Source organism: uncultured Aquimarina sp., from assembly GCF_947492405.1.
GTDB lineage: Bacteria > Bacteroidota > Bacteroidia > Flavobacteriales > Flavobacteriaceae > Aquimarina.
This window is the reverse complement of the sequence record NZ_CANLMP010000007.1, coordinates 270,018-286,131: the sequence shown is the minus strand read 5'-3', so window position 1 is coordinate 286,131 and position 16,114 is coordinate 270,018. Positions and strand designations below refer to the sequence as shown.

At 33.3% G+C, this 16,114-nt stretch carries 15 protein-coding genes; 10 read left to right on the top strand and 5 right to left on the bottom strand.

Translation table 11 applies throughout. The features are described from left to right. Window positions 1-107: 107 nt before the first annotated feature. The 8 genes from ileS to Q0829_RS22830 all read left to right on the top strand — a co-directional run bounded on the left by ileS (window position 108) and on the right by Q0829_RS22830 (window position 8,506). Window positions 108-3,512 carry an isoleucine--tRNA ligase gene (gene ileS / locus Q0829_RS22865; RefSeq protein ID WP_298547285.1) on the top strand — a complete coding sequence of 1,135 codons (3,405 nt, stop codon included), beginning with the start codon at window positions 108-110 and terminating at the stop codon, window positions 3,510-3,512. 4 nt (window positions 3,513-3,516) lie between these two features. Beyond that, complete coding sequence (locus Q0829_RS22860; RefSeq protein WP_298319767.1) at window positions 3,517-3,900, top strand: TraR/DksA C4-type zinc finger protein; 384 nt, start codon at window positions 3,517-3,519, stop codon at window positions 3,898-3,900. A 128-nt stretch (window positions 3,901-4,028) separates the two neighbouring features. After that, window positions 4,029-4,562: an RNA polymerase sigma factor gene (locus tag Q0829_RS22855; protein WP_298547283.1), complete on the top strand. Its 534-nt coding sequence runs from the start codon at window positions 4,029-4,031 to the stop codon at window positions 4,560-4,562. 4 nt (window positions 4,563-4,566) lie between these two features. Further along, window positions 4,567-5,358: a HEAT repeat domain-containing protein gene (locus Q0829_RS22850; protein ID WP_298547281.1), complete on the top strand. Its 792-nt coding sequence runs from the start codon at window positions 4,567-4,569 to the stop codon at window positions 5,356-5,358. A gap of 17 nt (window positions 5,359-5,375) precedes the next feature. Further along, window positions 5,376-6,149, top strand: a complete 774-nt coding sequence (locus tag Q0829_RS22845; RefSeq protein ID WP_298547279.1) for a DUF4097 family beta strand repeat-containing protein — start codon at window positions 5,376-5,378, stop codon at window positions 6,147-6,149. Between the two features lie 51 nt (window positions 6,150-6,200). Next, the gene (locus Q0829_RS22840; protein ID WP_298547278.1) at window positions 6,201-6,914 is read left to right on the top strand and encodes a DUF4097 family beta strand repeat-containing protein; all 714 of its coding nucleotides are present in this window, start codon (window positions 6,201-6,203) and stop codon (window positions 6,912-6,914) included. A 302-nt stretch (window positions 6,915-7,216) separates the two neighbouring features. Next, a complete protein-coding gene (locus Q0829_RS22835) occupies window positions 7,217-7,837 on the top strand; it encodes a hypothetical protein (RefSeq protein ID WP_298547275.1) in 621 nt (206 codons plus the stop codon). 42 nt (window positions 7,838-7,879) lie between these two features. Next, window positions 7,880-8,506 (top strand): lipoprotein signal peptidase, encoded by a 627-nt coding sequence (locus tag Q0829_RS22830; RefSeq protein WP_298547274.1) that lies wholly within the window; start codon window positions 7,880-7,882, stop codon window positions 8,504-8,506. Here Q0829_RS22830 and Q0829_RS22825 read toward each other — a convergent pair. From Q0829_RS22825 to Q0829_RS22805, 5 genes are all read right to left on the bottom strand, one after another. Next, window positions 8,498-8,899: a response regulator gene (locus tag Q0829_RS22825; RefSeq protein WP_298547272.1), complete on the bottom strand. Its 402-nt coding sequence runs from the start codon at window positions 8,897-8,899 to the stop codon at window positions 8,498-8,500. The genes Q0829_RS22830 and Q0829_RS22825 overlap by 9 nt on opposite strands. A gap of 64 nt (window positions 8,900-8,963) precedes the next feature. Next, a complete protein-coding gene (locus Q0829_RS22820) occupies window positions 8,964-9,530 on the bottom strand; it encodes a 5-formyltetrahydrofolate cyclo-ligase (protein WP_298547270.1) in 567 nt (188 codons plus the stop codon). A gap of 3 nt (window positions 9,531-9,533) precedes the next feature. After that, window positions 9,534-10,511 carry a succinylglutamate desuccinylase/aspartoacylase family protein gene (locus Q0829_RS22815; protein WP_298547268.1) on the bottom strand — a complete coding sequence of 326 codons (978 nt, stop codon included), beginning with the start codon at window positions 10,509-10,511 and terminating at the stop codon, window positions 9,534-9,536. 6 nt (window positions 10,512-10,517) lie between these two features. Beyond that, window positions 10,518-11,390: a 30S ribosomal protein S6--L-glutamate ligase gene (gene rimK / locus Q0829_RS22810; protein ID WP_298547266.1), complete on the bottom strand. Its 873-nt coding sequence runs from the start codon at window positions 11,388-11,390 to the stop codon at window positions 10,518-10,520. Beyond that, window positions 11,390-11,779 (bottom strand): RimK/LysX family protein, encoded by a 390-nt coding sequence (locus tag Q0829_RS22805; RefSeq protein ID WP_298547264.1) that lies wholly within the window; start codon window positions 11,777-11,779, stop codon window positions 11,390-11,392. Before Q0829_RS22805 ends, rimK begins: the two co-directional genes overlap by 1 nt. 200 nt (window positions 11,780-11,979) lie before the next feature. Between Q0829_RS22805 and uvrC the strand changes: the two genes are divergently transcribed. Continuing rightward, window positions 11,980-13,779 (top strand): excinuclease ABC subunit UvrC, encoded by a 1,800-nt coding sequence (gene uvrC / locus Q0829_RS22800; RefSeq protein WP_298547261.1) that lies wholly within the window; start codon window positions 11,980-11,982, stop codon window positions 13,777-13,779. A gap of 7 nt (window positions 13,780-13,786) precedes the next feature. Further along, complete coding sequence (locus Q0829_RS22795; protein WP_298547260.1) at window positions 13,787-16,072, top strand: patatin-like phospholipase family protein; 2,286 nt, start codon at window positions 13,787-13,789, stop codon at window positions 16,070-16,072. Window positions 16,073-16,114: the final 42 nt, after the last annotated feature.

The window sequence follows — 16,114 nt, the reverse complement described above, 5'->3', positions numbered from 1 at the left end:
TAAAAAACAATACATCTATATGAATTATTTCATATCGCAGGCTTATTTCGCGCTTCTTTTTTCCAGAAAATCCTTATTTTCGCAGACTTAATAGAAAGAACGATCAAATGAGCACGAAGTTTCCTGAGTATAAAGGACTTGACTTGCCTAAAGTGGCAGATGATATACTAGAATTCTGGCAACAGAATAATATTTTCGAGAAGAGTATTTCTGAGCGAGAAGATGCAACTCCTTTTATCTTTTTTGAAGGACCACCATCTGCAAATGGATTACCAGGAATTCACCACGTAATGGCTCGTGCGATTAAAGATATTTTTTGTCGTTATAAAACTCAAAAAGGATATCAGGTTAAGCGTAAAGCGGGTTGGGATACGCATGGACTTCCTGTAGAATTGGGTGTCGAAAAAGAATTAGGTATCACCAAAGAAGATATCGGTAAAAAAATCACCATTGAAGAATATAACGAAGCTTGTAAAAAAGCGGTAATGCGTTATACAGATATCTGGAATGACCTTACCGAAAAAATTGGCTACTGGGTAGATATGGAAGATCCCTATATCACCTATAAGCCCAAGTATATGGAAACGGTATGGTGGTTACTTGCTGAAATCTATAAGAAAGGATTATTATACAAAGGATATACGATACAACCCTATTCTCCTAAAGCGGGAACTGGATTAAGTTCACACGAACTTAATCAACCAGGAACGTATCAAGATGTTACAGACACTACAGTTGTTGCTCAATTTAAAGCTAAAAAAGAAACACTACCTTCATTCTTAACAGATGTGGTTGGTGATATTTATTTCTTAGCTTGGACAACTACTCCATGGACATTACCATCGAATACCGCATTAACCGTTGGACCCAAGATTGATTATGTAGTTATAAAAACTTTCAATCAGTATACGTTCGAACCGATTAATGTGATTCTGGCTAAAAATCTAGTTGGAAAACAGTTTGGCGGAAAATTTATCTTAGCAGAAAGCGAAGAAGATGTAAATGCTTTTAAAGAAGGAGATAAAAAAATCCCTTATTTCTTATTAAAAGAATTCAAAGGAGCTGATCTTGTAGAGATCCGATATGAGCAATTATTGAATTATGCTACACCTTACAACAATCCAGAAAATGCGTTTAGAGTAATTTCTGGTGATTTTGTAACTACAGAGGATGGTACAGGTATCGTTCATACCGCTCCGACATTTGGTGCAGATGATGCTCTGGTTGCTAAACAAGCAACTCCTGAAGTTCCACCACTACTTGTAAAAGACGATAATGATAACCTTGTTCCGTTGGTTGATCTACAAGGTAAATTCACAAAACATGTAGGTGAATTCGGTGGGAAATATGTAAAAAATGAATATTACAATGATGGCGAAGCTCCAGAGAAATCTATAGATGTAGAAATTGCTATCAAGTTAAAAATAGAGAACAAAGCCTTTAAGGTTGAGAAATATGTACACAGTTACCCTAACTGCTGGCGTACAGATAAACCTATTTTATATTACCCATTAGATTCCTGGTTTATAAAAGTGACCGATTTTAAGGATCGCATGCATGAATTGAATCTAGGTATCAACTGGAAACCAAAAGCCACTGGAGAAGGTCGTTTCGGAAATTGGTTAGCTAATGCCAATGACTGGAACTTATCGAGATCACGTTTCTGGGGGATTCCATTACCAATCTGGAGAACAGAAGATGGTAAAGAAGAAATAATGATCGGTTCTGTAGAAGAACTAAAAGCTGAAATGCAAAAAGCGGTTGATGCTGGGGTTCTGGAAGCCGATATTTTCGCAGATTTTATCGTTGGGGATATGAGTGAAGAGAACTATGACAAAATAGATCTTCATAAAAATGTAGTAGATAAAATTACCTTGGTTTCTCCATCAGGAAAGCCAATGAAACGTGAAAGTGATTTGATTGATGTATGGTTTGATTCAGGATCTATGCCTTATGCACAATGGCATTATCCTTTTGAAAATAAAGAAAAAGTAGAATCTGGAGAAAGAAAAGCAGATTTCATTGCAGAAGGAGTAGATCAGACACGTGGGTGGTTCTATACACTCCACGCCATCGGAACAATGATTTTTGATGATGTTGCATATAAAAACGTAGTATCTAACGGTTTAGTATTAGATAAGAATGGCCAGAAAATGTCTAAACGATTAGGCAATGCTGCGGATCCTTTTGACACACTTAAAACATATGGTCCAGATGCTACAAGATGGTATATGATAAGCAATGCCAACCCTTGGGACAACTTAAAATTTGACCTTGAAGGAATCGCAGAAGTACGTCGTAAATTTTTTGGTACTTTATACAACACCTATTCGTTTTTTACGCTGTATGCGAATATTGATAATTTCACCTATGCCGAAGCTCATATTCCATTAGCCGAGCGACCAGAGATTGATCGATGGATCTTAAGTGAATTGCATACGTTAATCCAAAGTGTAGATGAATATTATAACGAATACGAACCTACAAAAGCTACAAGAGCTATTTCTGATTTTGTTCAGGAAAACTTAAGTAACTGGTTCGTTCGTCTAAGTAGAAGAAGATATTGGAAAGGAGATTACCAAAAGGACAAAATCTCTGCATATCAGACTTTATATACCTGTATGCTTACAGTGGCAAAACTGGGAGCACCAGTTGCACCATTTTTTATGGATCGATTGTATAAGGATCTTGTCTCTAATTCGGGTCAAAAAGCTTTTGAAAGTGTTCATCTTGCTCATTTCCCAGAATATGATAACTCTTTTGTAGACAAAGCTTTAGAACATAAGATGCAGAAAGCACAATCTGTATGCTCTTTAGTTCTTTCTTTACGTCAAAAAGAAAAAATTAAAGTACGTCAACCATTACAAAGAATAATGATTCCTGTATTAAACGAAGTTGATAAAGCTGAGATAAATGACATTGCTGATTTAATAAAAAGTGAAGTAAATGTTAAGGAAATAGAGTTGTTAGATGATGCTTCGGGTATATTGGTGAAACAAATAAAGCCAAATTTCAAAAATTTAGGCCCTCGTTTTGGGAAAGACATGAAATTGATTGCCAGTAAGATACAATCTTTTGATCAAGAAACTATCAAAATTCTTGAACAAACTGGAAGTTTTGATATAGAAATTAATAATAAAATTATTACATTAGGAACCGACGATGTAGAAATTAGTTCTCAGGATATTGAGGGTTGGTTAGTTGCAAACTCAGGTTCACTTACTGTAGCATTGGATATAACCATAACTCCAGAGCTCAAAAAAGAAGGGATCGCAAGAGAGCTTGTAAATAGAATTCAAAATATTCGTAAGGATAGTGGATTCGAGGTGACTGATCGTATAGGAATTGTAATAAAGGAAAACAAATCTATTCAAGAAGCTGTAGCAACTAATGAAGTATATATCAAGAATGAAACCTTAACCGATACAATTGAATTTGCAACAGATGTAATAAATGGTACAGAAATTGCGTTTGACGACATTGCAACCCAATTGGTAATAAAAAAACAATAAGAGTATGGCAGCAGATGTAAAAGTAAGGTATAGTGATGCCGATTTAGCGATGTTCAAGGAAATTATCGTTGAAAAAATGGAAAAAGCGCAAAAAGATTTAGAATTACTTCAGAGCGCTTACAAAAATGATGGTAATAATGGTACAGATGATACTTCGCCAACATTTAAAGCTTTCGAAGAAGGAAGCGAAACAATGTCTAAAGAAGCAAATACACAATTAGCAATTAGGCAAGAGAAATTCGTACGTGATCTAAAAAATGCATTGTTACGAATAGAAAATAAAACATATGGTATCTGTCGTGTGACAGGAAAACTTATTAATCCTGAACGATTAAAGCTTGTTCCGCATGCAACACTTAGTATAGAAGCTAAGAATATGCAGAGCTAACAAACCGCAAAATATTGTAAATTTAAAGTGCTTTCCAGATTTGGAAAGCACTTTTTTTTATTTCCTAATGTAACCTTTTCAAAAAAGCAAAGTAATACATATAAAGGCTAACCAAAAAGAGTAACATCTTGAAAAATTTAACTGACGAAGAATTAATGATTCTGGTATCTAATGGAAACTTAGATATGATGAGTATCCTTTTTGACCGATACCATATTAGAATATTTAATTTTTTGCTAAAAATGACGAGAGATCGGGATATCAGTCAGGATATTACTCAAGAGGTTTTTTATAAAGCCATAAAATATAGAAAGTCATATAAGAAAGGTAAGTTTTCGTCGTGGATCTATACCATTGCCAGAAATATCTTTTCTGATCATTATCAACGTCAGAAAAATAAAGAGCAACGATTGGATGAAATCGAATATAAAATAGAACGAGAAGAAACTAACGGTATGGAAAAAGGAGAAGTTAAAGAGCAATTAAATAAAGCATTAGAAAAATTAAACCACAGCGATAGAGAACTGGTAATTATGAACAGATACCAAGGTATAAAATATCAAGAGATTGCAGAGATAACAGGGTCAACAGCAGGAGCTGTAAAAACCAAAGTACATCGAGCAATTCATAAACTAAAAGATCATTACCTACAAAATATATAGCACCATGAACTGTAATCAAATACAAGAACAACTTATCGAATACCTGGATGGTAGTGTAGATCAGAATACGCATCAAGTTATTGCAGCTCATCTTATCACATGTGCTAGTTGCCAGGAATCATTAGAAGAGTTACGGATGATTTTTGATGGAATAACAAATGATACTGAGGAATTACCTGATGCTAGTATGAAAGTGAATTTTAAGGAAATGCTTCAAAAGGAAAAAGAAATATTAAGTGATTCTAAAATAGTTTCACTTCGTAAAAACTCTAAAAATTCTTGGAAAACAGCATTACAGATAGCTGCTACAATTGCCTTAATTGTTTCTGCGTATCTCTATGGAAAACAAGAAAACAATGCATCCTTTTCTCAGGAAATGGCAATTTTAGAAAAAGAAAAAGTACAATTAAAGCAAGAAGTAACTATTTCTCTTATTGAAAATGAATCTGCAAGCAAACGTCTACAGGCAGTAAACTATGCAGAAGCATTTGAAAAGCCCGGAAATGAGATATTAAAAGCTTTAATTAATAAAATGTTTTATGATGATCATATCAATGTGCGATTAGCTGCAGCAGAAGCACTTACTAAGTTTTCGGACTCAGAAATGGTACGTAAAGCATTAATAAATGCACTGGAAACAGAACAGGATCCAGGCATGCAAATTGAATTAATTCAAATATTAGTTTCTATACAGGAAAAACGCGCAGTTCCTTCTATGGAAAAGTTACTTCAGAATGAAGAAACACCTAGTTATGTTAAAGATCAAGTTGCTATTGGTCTACCCAATTTAATTTAAAATTTCAATCAAAAATCATGAAAAAAGAACAGATGAAAAATATAGCAATCGCCATAGTACTATTTATAAGTATAGGTCAAGTACGAGCACAAGAAAACTATACGCAATCCTTACAAGGAGTTAAAAACGCAGTTATTGGTTCTGCATCAGGGGTAATATTAAAATCACATGGCAAAAATGAATTGTTGATTATTGGAGATGGACGTAAGATGCCTGAAAAAGCAAAAGGATTAAAGGCTGTATATGCAGGAGGAAGTGATAACACCGGGTATGGTGTATACATTCAAAAGGAAGGAGGGACACTGATCATCAGAAATCTAAAAAGTGCTTACACAGGAACCTTAGAAATTTTCCTTCCAAAAAATGTTAATATTAAAATAGAAAAAAGCAATCTTGGAAAAATCGTTGCAGAAGGGTTTTCTTCAGAAATAGAAGCCACCACTAATGTAGGTAACATGACATTTAGAGATGTTACAGGTCCTATTGTAGCTAAAACAGCAACCGGAGAAATCAACATTGTATTTGATAAAGTAAGCCAAAATTCTCCGATTTCATTGGTTTCCGCCACAGGAGCTATAGACGTTAGTCTTCCATCTAACACGCCGGCAAACCTAGAACTAAAAACGACTATGGGAGAAATCTTTACAGATTTTGATATTAAATTTCCTGTTCCAGACAACAATATGAAATTAGTTAGTGGTAAAAGAACGATAAAAACAGAACTAAATAACGGTGGAGTAGAAATTAGCTTAAGATCATCAACAGGTAATATTTATCTAAGAAAACAATAAAGAGGTCATTCATCAATCTGTCCGCCTAAGGTGGATTAAAAACAAAAAATTATGAAAATTTTAGTAAACCTAATCGCATGCTGTTGTATAGCATTTCAGCTAAACGCACAAAAAGTAATAGAAAAAGAAATCAGTACTTCTGCTGATCGAATTAATATAGAGTTCAAATTTGCCGAAGATATTGTCATCAAAACCTGGGACAAGAGTGATGTCTATCTTAAAGCCGAAGTAAGTATCAATGATGGAGAATTTGACGATTATTTTGATCTAAAAATAGATAACGCTGATTCTGTTTTGGATATAGAATCTAGTTATGGAGATTTATTTGATAAATGGAAAAAAGAAAAAGGATCTAACCGCAAAAACAATTGGGGACCTTGCAACAATATGGATATAGACGCTAACTATACGCTATATCTTCCTAAAAACACAAAACTACGAGTAAAAAGCATATCTGGTAACGTAGCTTCAGAAAATTACCAAGGAGAACTAGAAATAGATATCATAAGTGGAAACATAGATATTAAAAAGTATGGTGGAGAATTAACTCTAAAGACTATTAGTGGTGATATAGATATTAATATTGCTCAATCAAAGTTATTAGCAGAAACTGTTACTGGCTTGATCTATTCTGACAAAGAAATGGAATTTGATCAAGGAAAAAATAGAATGGTTGGCAGCAAAGTAACAGGAAGCTTCGGTAATGTTAAGAGTAACTTACATCTTAAGACAGTTAGCGGGAATATCTTTTTGAGGAAACAATAATATAATTTGAGTTCGACATAAGAAAATTTACGTCGGTCAGAGTGATCCGCCTTAGGGGATTGTACTTCGACAGGCTCAGCAGAACTATCGAAGACAAGTAAATTTTCAAGCAAAAGCCTAATTTCGATACCCTCCAGAGGCAGGCGGGCTAATTTTTCTCCGTTTCACTATGAAAAATCACTCAATTTGACGGCTTTTTATAACTAAAATCTTACATCACACTTACATTAATACAATTCATCAATAAAATTCTAAGACCATCGATGTACATTAAAATAAGGAAAAAAGTTACCTTCGAAAATATGAAGAAGCTTTTTTCCTTATTTATTTTTCTATTGCTATCAGCACTCCTTCAATCACAATCTACTTTTAACAAAAGTATTGGTGCCACCGATCTTACCGAAGTTTTGATGGTTTTGGATAACACATTTCAGATAGAAATTACAAACACCTCAGAAAACAAAATCATAATCAGCGCTATCTCTGAAGGAGAGTATCAAAATAATATATTAATTAATGCTAAACGCAAAGATGACACTCTTACAATTTTTGATGATATCCAACCGTTTTCAGAAAACTATAATGATAAGTTAAGTGCTCATAAAGTAATTGTATTAAAGGTAAAAATACAACTCCCTCAATATCTTAAAGTAACACTTACATCGCGTATTGCTTCTCTGAAGCTAGATGCTAAAATGAAGTCATTGTTCGTAGAACTTAACTCCGGTGATTGTTTATTGCATAATTTTATTGGTAACGCGACGATTAATACCTTGGACGGAGACATTATAGTCTATACTAAAAATGCAACGATTAATTCTGTGACAAAATCTGGAATTCTTTCTGTAGAAAAAATTTTAGGACAACATCAGATCGAATTAAAATCCATAACAGGAAATATTAGTGTTTACAAAACAAAATAAAACACTATTTTTGTCCGTCACTGTATGAAATAAGAGAAATTTATGTCCTTGAAGAAGTCTATTTTAGTTATAATCTTAGTTCTGCTAATAGATCAGATTTCCAAAATATATATTAAAACTAGCTTCACACTTCACGAAGAAGTACCAGTTTTTAGTTGGTTTCGAATTGTATTTGTAGAAAACAAAGGAATGGCTTGGGGATTTGAACTCCCTGGAAATTATGGAAAACTAGTACTTACATTATTTAGATTGGTAGCGATTACCGGTATTGGATATTGGTTATATGATTCTGTTCGTAAAAACAGTTCCAGAATACTAACATTTTGTATTGCTTTAATTTTTGCAGGAGCTTTTGGAAATATTATAGACTCAATATTTTATGGTGTTATTTTTAATGCAAGTACAATGACTCAAATAGCTGAATTTCTGCCAGAAGGTGGTGGATATGAAAGTGTTTTTTATGGCAAGGTTGTGGATATGATCCAATTTACTTTTTATGATGATATTTTACCAGAATGGATTCCATTCTGGGGCGGAAAACATTTCTCCTTCTTTGATCCTGTATTTAATGTTGCAGATTCTGCTATTAGTATTGGTGTATTCTTACTATTAGTTTTTAACAAAAGAGCCTTTCCTAAGAAAGAAGAAATAGCAGAAGTTTTAGACTAGAATCTTTTCAAAATCGTCAAGATGAATCGGTTTGGTTAGATAATCAGACACTACTTTGATAGATTTTGCTCTATCAATATCTCTAGAATCGATAGAAGAACTTACTACATATAAATCTATTTTTTTGCTAATTTTATCCTTGATTTTTGTGAATTCCTCTAGAAATCCCCAACCATCCATAATGGGCATATTGAGGTCAAGAAATATAACTTGAGGAACAATGTTCTCCTCTGTGTTTTCTATAGATTTAATAAAAAAGTCTAACGCTTCTTTACCGTTATTAAATACGATAACTTTCTCTGATAATTTTTTTAGCTCTATAATTTTACTAACTAAATTAATGTACATATTGTCATCATCGATGATGCAAACACTCTTTGTATTATGGGGCATGGTGGGGTAAAAATTAAAATCTTAAGACGGTATAACTGAGCTTACTAATAAAAATTGTCTGCAATTAGTTAAAAGTGTATACATTTAACGGTGTTACACAATAATCAAGACGAATATCAGTTGGTAAAACTCCTTTGATATCTTTTTCTGGAGGAAAAAAAGAAAATCCAATTTTAATTGTCTTCGGATTACATTTAGCCAAAAACTTATCATAAAAACCTTTACCATAACCTACACGATTTCCTTTTTGATCAAAAGCTAATAAAGGAACAAACACCACCTCGATCTTAGATTCGGGAATTGGAATACCATCTGTGGGTTCAGGAATACCCCAGGAATTTAACTTAAGTATAGTTCCATCCGTTAGTAATATATGCTCTAAAGTGTTATCTCCGAAATTACTTTTAGACACCACTATGTTTTTATCCTTCCCTTGAAGAATATGAAGCATAAATTCCGTATTAATTTCTTTTTTGTTTTGGATCGATAAAAAAATATGATAAAAAGATTGCTCCCAGATTGACATCTTCAATAAATTGTTTGCAATATCCATGCTTAAATCATCAATCTCCTCTTCACTAAAACGGGACCGCATTTCTTTATACTTATTTCTAAGCTCTTTTTTATTCATCTTTTATGATCCTAGTTGCGTGGTAATTCTAAAAATTGCATCTCCTTTATACACAATCGGAGCCTCATTCACATTAATAATATATCCTGTATTTGTCGCTTTTACAACATGCCTCATTTTTCCATAAGGATCTGTAATTGTAGCAAGAATCTCACCTTTCTCTACGTATTTCCCAATTGGAATTTTGATATGTAATAGACCACTGTATTTGGCTCGCATCCAGGAGCTTTTTTTAATAACAATACTACTTTCTGTTTTGCTTGGTACAGTAAACACTGGTTTCAGCATTTCCATATGATTCAATATCCTCATGGTTCCCAACACACCTTCTACCGCAATATCTCTGTTACTGTTCTGAGATTTTCCACCTTCAAATAACAAAATATCTACTCCTTTTTTAGCACAAGCTGCACGAAATGATCCATCCAATTTTTTAGACAAGAGAATAAATGATGTGTTAAATACTTTAGCCAAAGCTACAAGTTTTTCATTCTCTGGATCGACTCTAATATGAGGCGCATTAAACCTACTTGCTCCGCCAGTATGAAAATCCAAACAAAAATCTGCTACTGGTAAGATCTCAGTAACAAACTGATGAGCAAATCGACTAGCCAATGAACCATTCTTGGTTCCGGGGAAGACCCTATTTAAATCTCTCCCATCAGGAAAAAATCGGTTCATACTCAAGAATCCAAATACATTAAGTACAGGAATACAGATAATTGTTCCTTTAGCGGGTTTATTAATTTTTTTTGAAATAATCTGACGAACCACTTCTACTCCATTAATTTCGTCTCCGTGAATTCCAGCTGTAATTAATACTGTAGGTCCAGGCTGTTTGGATCGTTCAATAATAATAGGAATTTCTACTTTTGTAGAAGTATACAATTTGGCAATATTAAAATTGATTGTTTTACTAGTTCCTAGCGGAATCTCTTCTCCAAGAATACTTAGTAAATCTTTCTCTTTTTCTCTTATCATATAATTTTACACACTTCTTTCGATATACCGAATAATAGTTTTTGCTATATCTTTTCCTGTTGCTGTCTGAATCCCTTCTAAACCGGGAGATGAATTCACTTCTAGAATAAGTGGTCCTCTTTCACTTTGTAGCATGTCTACTCCTGCTACTCCTAATTTTAAGGATTTAGCAGCTTTTATCGCCGCATTTTCTTCTTCCTCAGATAATTCAATAATCTGCGCACTACCTCCTCTATGTAAATTAGACCGAAACTCGCCTTCTTTACCCTGTCTTTTCATAGCTCCAACAACCTGACCATCCACCACTAAAGCTCTAATATCAGCACCTTTGGCTTCTTTTACATATTCCTGAACGATTACTCTGGCTTGTAATCCATTAAAAGCCTCCAATACCGACTCCGCAGCAGTCTTGGTCTCGGCTAAAACCACACCTAACCCTTGTGTACCTTCTAGTAATTTTATGATAAGTGGAGCCCCGTCAACATGTGAAATCACTTCAGAGACATCCTTTGAATAATTGGTAAATACTGTTTTGGGCAATCCTAACCCTGCTTTTGACAAAATCTGAAGACTTCTTAACTTATCTCTAGAATTAACAAGTGCCTGAGATTGAATGGTAGTAAAAACATTCATCATCTCAAACTGTCTTACCACTGCTGTCCCATAAAATGTAATCGAAGATCCAATTCTAGGAATCACTGCATCAACGTGATCTAGTTTTTTTCCTTTATAAAAAATTTCTGGTTTTTTCTTTTCAATAACAATATCACAGTTTAATGGATCTATCACTTGTACATTATGATTACGTTTTATTGCTGCTTGAACTAATGCGTTTGTAGAATATAAACTCGCACTGCGAGATAGTATTTTTATGTTCATTAGGATTTCAAATTATACGACTGATCTTCTAGTTGAGGGTCTACTAAAAATTTTCCGCTTAGAAACTTACGACCAATCAATACAGGGAAGCGCATATCATCACGAGAAGATAGTGTAAGTGTTATTGGGTGAGTTTGATTAAATAAAGTAATTGTTGTTCTAATGGCGTATCTAACTTCTACTTTGCCATTGCTGCTTTTAACCGCAGTAATATCGTAGTTTTTAAAAGTGAATTTTTTACCATTATATTCAAGATGAGTAGGATCAAGAAATCGACATTCTAAAATCTGACCTACCTCTTTTATTTCTTTACAATGTATTGAAGAAGTATAAGCTCCTGTATCGACTTTTGCATCAATACCCTGTAAGTCTAAAAGTGGAAAATCCACCTTGTCAGTTCTACCAATTATTTTTTTTTGATCTTTCAAAAAAATATCTTTAAAAATATAACTACTAAAGTAATAAAAAACCCGATGCATTCTATACTATAATACTTTTTAATAGTTAAATTCATTTTCTGTTTTTAACATAATATTCAAGTTAAGTGTATTTAATAATTCACGTAAAGCACTAAATTTACACTTAGATTATGCAGAAACCCTCATTAGATATACAACTTAAAACATTACCAACAGGTCCTGGAGTCTATCAATATTATGATAAAGACGACAAGCTACTCTATGTAGGTAAAGCCAAAAACCTTAAAAAAAGAGTTACCTCTTATTTTACAAAAAGTCACGATAATTATAAAACCAAAGTACTGGTTAAAAAAATCAGTACTATAAAGCATATTGTTGTAGAAACAGAAACTGATGCATTACTTCTGGAAAATAATCTTATAAAGAAGCATCAACCTCGTTTTAATGTAATGCTTAAGGATGATAAAACATATCCTTGGATTTGTATAAAAAAAGAACGTTTTCCAAGGGTTTTTCCTACCCGAAATCTTATAAAAGATGGTTCGGAATATTTTGGACCTTATACCAATTTCAAAACGGTAAATACACTGCTGGATCTTATTAAAGGTTTATACCAATTAAGAACATGTAATTATGATTTATCACAACAAAAAATAGAAAGTGGAAAGTACAAGGTGTGTCTTGAGTATCATTTGGGCAATTGTAAAGGAGGATGCGAAGGATATCAAGAAGAAGAAGAATATCGCCAAAACATAGAAGCAATTCGTCAAATAGTGAAGGGTAATTTTAAAGATTCCCTTAATAGATTTCGAAAACAAATGGCAGATCATGCCGAAAAAATGGAGTTTGAGGATGCACAACGAATAAAAGAAAAAATTGAAGTTCTTGAGAAATACCAGGCTAAATCTACCGTAGTTAATCCTAAAATCAGTAATGTAGATGTTTTCTCTATAATCTCAGACGAATCTTATGGCTATGTGAATTTTCTTCAGCTTTCTTATGGTTCCATTATACGATCACACACCACAGAAATTAAAAAGAAATTAGAGGAAACAGATAAAGAATTATTAGAGTTGGCAATTATAGAATTACGACAACGATTCGGTTCTAGCTCCAAAGAAATATTTGTTCCGATTAAGGTGGATGTCGGTGAAGACTTAAAAATTACAATTCCACAACTAGGAGATAAAAAGAAAATCGTAGACTTATCGTTACGAAATGCGAAATACTTCCGTCAGGAACGATTTAAGCAGATTAAGATTATAGACCCCGATAGACACATTAAGAGGTTAATGGCTCAGATGAAAAAAGATCTGCGATTGCCAGAAGAGCCCATACATATAGAGTGCTTTGACAACTCTAACATACAAGGAACTAATCCGGTGGCAGCTTGCGTGGTTTTTAAAAATGGTAAACCAAGTAAAAAAGAATATAGAAAATTCAACATTAAAACTGTAGAAGGGGCAAACGACTTTGCCTCCATGGAAGAAGTTGTATACCGCAGATATAAACGATTATTGGATGAAGAACAACCATTACCACAATTGGTAATTGTAGATGGTGGAAAAGGTCAGCTTTCTTCTGGATTAAAAGCTTTAGAAGATCTTAATCTACGTGGAAAAATAACTATTATAGGAATCGCTAAAAGATTAGAAGAAATCTACTATCCTGGAGATTCAATACCCCTATATTTAGATAAAAAATCAGAATCGCTAAAAGTAATACAACATCTTAGAAACGAAGCGCATCGTTTTGGCATTACTTTTCATAGACAAAAAAGAAGTAAAGCTGCTCTGGACACAGAGCTGGATACAATTCCTGGAATAGGAGAAAAAACAGTGGTAGAATTATTGAAACATTTTAGGTCGGTAAAACGAATTAGTGAAGCAACCAAAAAAGAACTTACTGAAGTAGTTGGAGATTCGCGCGCAACCAAAGTGTATAATTACTATCTTTCTAAAAAAGAATAAATTTCTTATGCAATCTACCTCAAATAAAGTTCTAAATACACTGTTAGTATTAGTGGTACTTTTTGCGTCCAAAACCTTATTCTCTCAGGATAAGGATATCTTAGAAACTCCAAGCAATTCAGAAGATCAAGATGTTAAAGTTGGGCTAGTTCTAAGTGGTGGTGGAGCTAAAGGATTGGCACATATTGGCGCTCTAAAAATTATAGAAGAAGCTGGAATTAGGATAGATTATATAGGAGGAACAAGTATGGGAGCCATTGTAGGCTCGTTATACGCATCAGGATATACCGCAAAAGAACTAGATTCTATTTTCAGGGCTGTAGATTTTGATGTACTCATACAGGATGATTTACCAAGAAAAGCTAAAACTTTTTATGAACGTGAAGATTCCGAAAAATATGCACTTACACTTCCTTTTGATGATTTCAAAATAGGACTCCCACAAGGACTATCTAAGGGACAGAATTTTTTTAATGAATTTGCACGATTAACCTCACATGTACACGAAGTTGATGATTTCAGCAAGCTTCCTATACCTTTCTTCTGCATGTCTACCAATATAGCAACTGGAGAACAAATTTTATTAGATAAAGGATACTTGCCTGAAGCCGTCTCAGCAAGTGGTGCATTACCTTCTATTTTTAGTCCAATAGAATTAGACGGTATTCTAATGACTGATGGAGGTGTTGCTAACAATTATCCAATAGAGGAAATACGTAAAAAAGGAGCAGAAATAGTAATCGGAATCGATGTGCAAGATAGCTTAATGCCAAGAGATCAATTAAATTCTGTAACTAACATCATGTTACAGATAAGTAATTTCAGGACGATTAAAGCTATGAAAACCAAAATGCCAGAAACTGATGTTTACATAAAACCATCTATTTCGGAATTTTCATTAATATCTTTTGATCAAGCCGATAAAATTATTGCTAATGGTGAAAAAGCAGCATTCGCTAATTATGAGAAATTGAGAGCAATAAAAAGACGTCAGAAAACTTCAAAATCGCTCGTTAAAATTCCTAAAAACTCTGATACACTTCTTATCAATAGCTTAGTTATTTCTGGAAATCAGAGATATACAAGATCTTATATCAAAGGAAAACTAAAGCTAAAACTAAAAAATCCTAAAACTACTACCTATAAAAAACTCTATGAAGGAATTAATAACTTATCTGCTACCGGCAATTTTGATAGGGTAAGTCATCGGTTAATAGATAAAGAATCTGGAAAAGAACTGGTTCTTAACGTTAAAGAGTCAGAAAATACAATGTTATTGCGTATGGCACTTCATTATGATGATTTATATAAAACCGCGGCATTGGTTAATTTCACTAAAAAAAGCTTTCTTTTTAATAATGATGTTCTATCGTTCGATGTGGCATTAGGAGACAATATCAGATACAATCTTGACTATTATATAGACAAAGGTTTTTATTGGAGTATTGGTTTAAAAAACAGCCTTAATCGTTTCAATAGAAATGTACAATATGAACTGGTGAGAGAAGACTTTAGTTTACCTGACATAGAAGTCAACAAGATTAATTTGGATTATTTAGATTTTAAGACTCAGTTCTATTTAGAAACTTTATTGAATCAAACCTTCTCTTTAGGTCTCGGAGCAGAATATAGAAGATTCAGGCTTATTTCTGAAACTATAGGAGAAGATGAAGATCAATTACCCAGAGTTGTTTTTGATAATAGTAATTACTGGAGTGCTTTTTCATATTTAAAATTTGATAGTTATAACAATAAATATTTCCCATCTTCCGGATTTTTCTTTGATGGAAATGTTAATTATTATTTATTTGATGATAACCCAAATAGTGAAAATAGCAATTTTGTTATTGCAAAGGCCGATTTTGGATATGCTTTTAAGATTTTTGACAAAACTTCAGTAAACCTGGGGTTAAGTGCAGGAAACCGATGGGAAGAACAGAATGTAAGAAGTCTTAATTTTTTTGTCGGCGGTTTTGGTGCAAAAATGATCAATAACAACATTCCTTTTTATGGATATGATTTTTTAAGTATTGTAGGAGATAGTTTTGCAAAAGCTGCTATTACTTTAGATTATGAAATATTTCCAAAAAATCACATCAATCTAGCGGCTAACTATGCTAATGTTGGCAACAGATTATTCGAAAATGGTGGATGGCTGGAATCCCCAGAATATTCTGGGTATGCCTTGGGATATGGTTTAGAAACTTTTGCCGGCCCGATACAAGTAAAATATTCATATTCTCCAGAACAAAAGGAAGGAGAATGGTTTTTTAGTGTTGGTTTTTGGTTTTAAAAAGTTTTACTATCAAAAAGATCGAAATATTTCCGATATTTG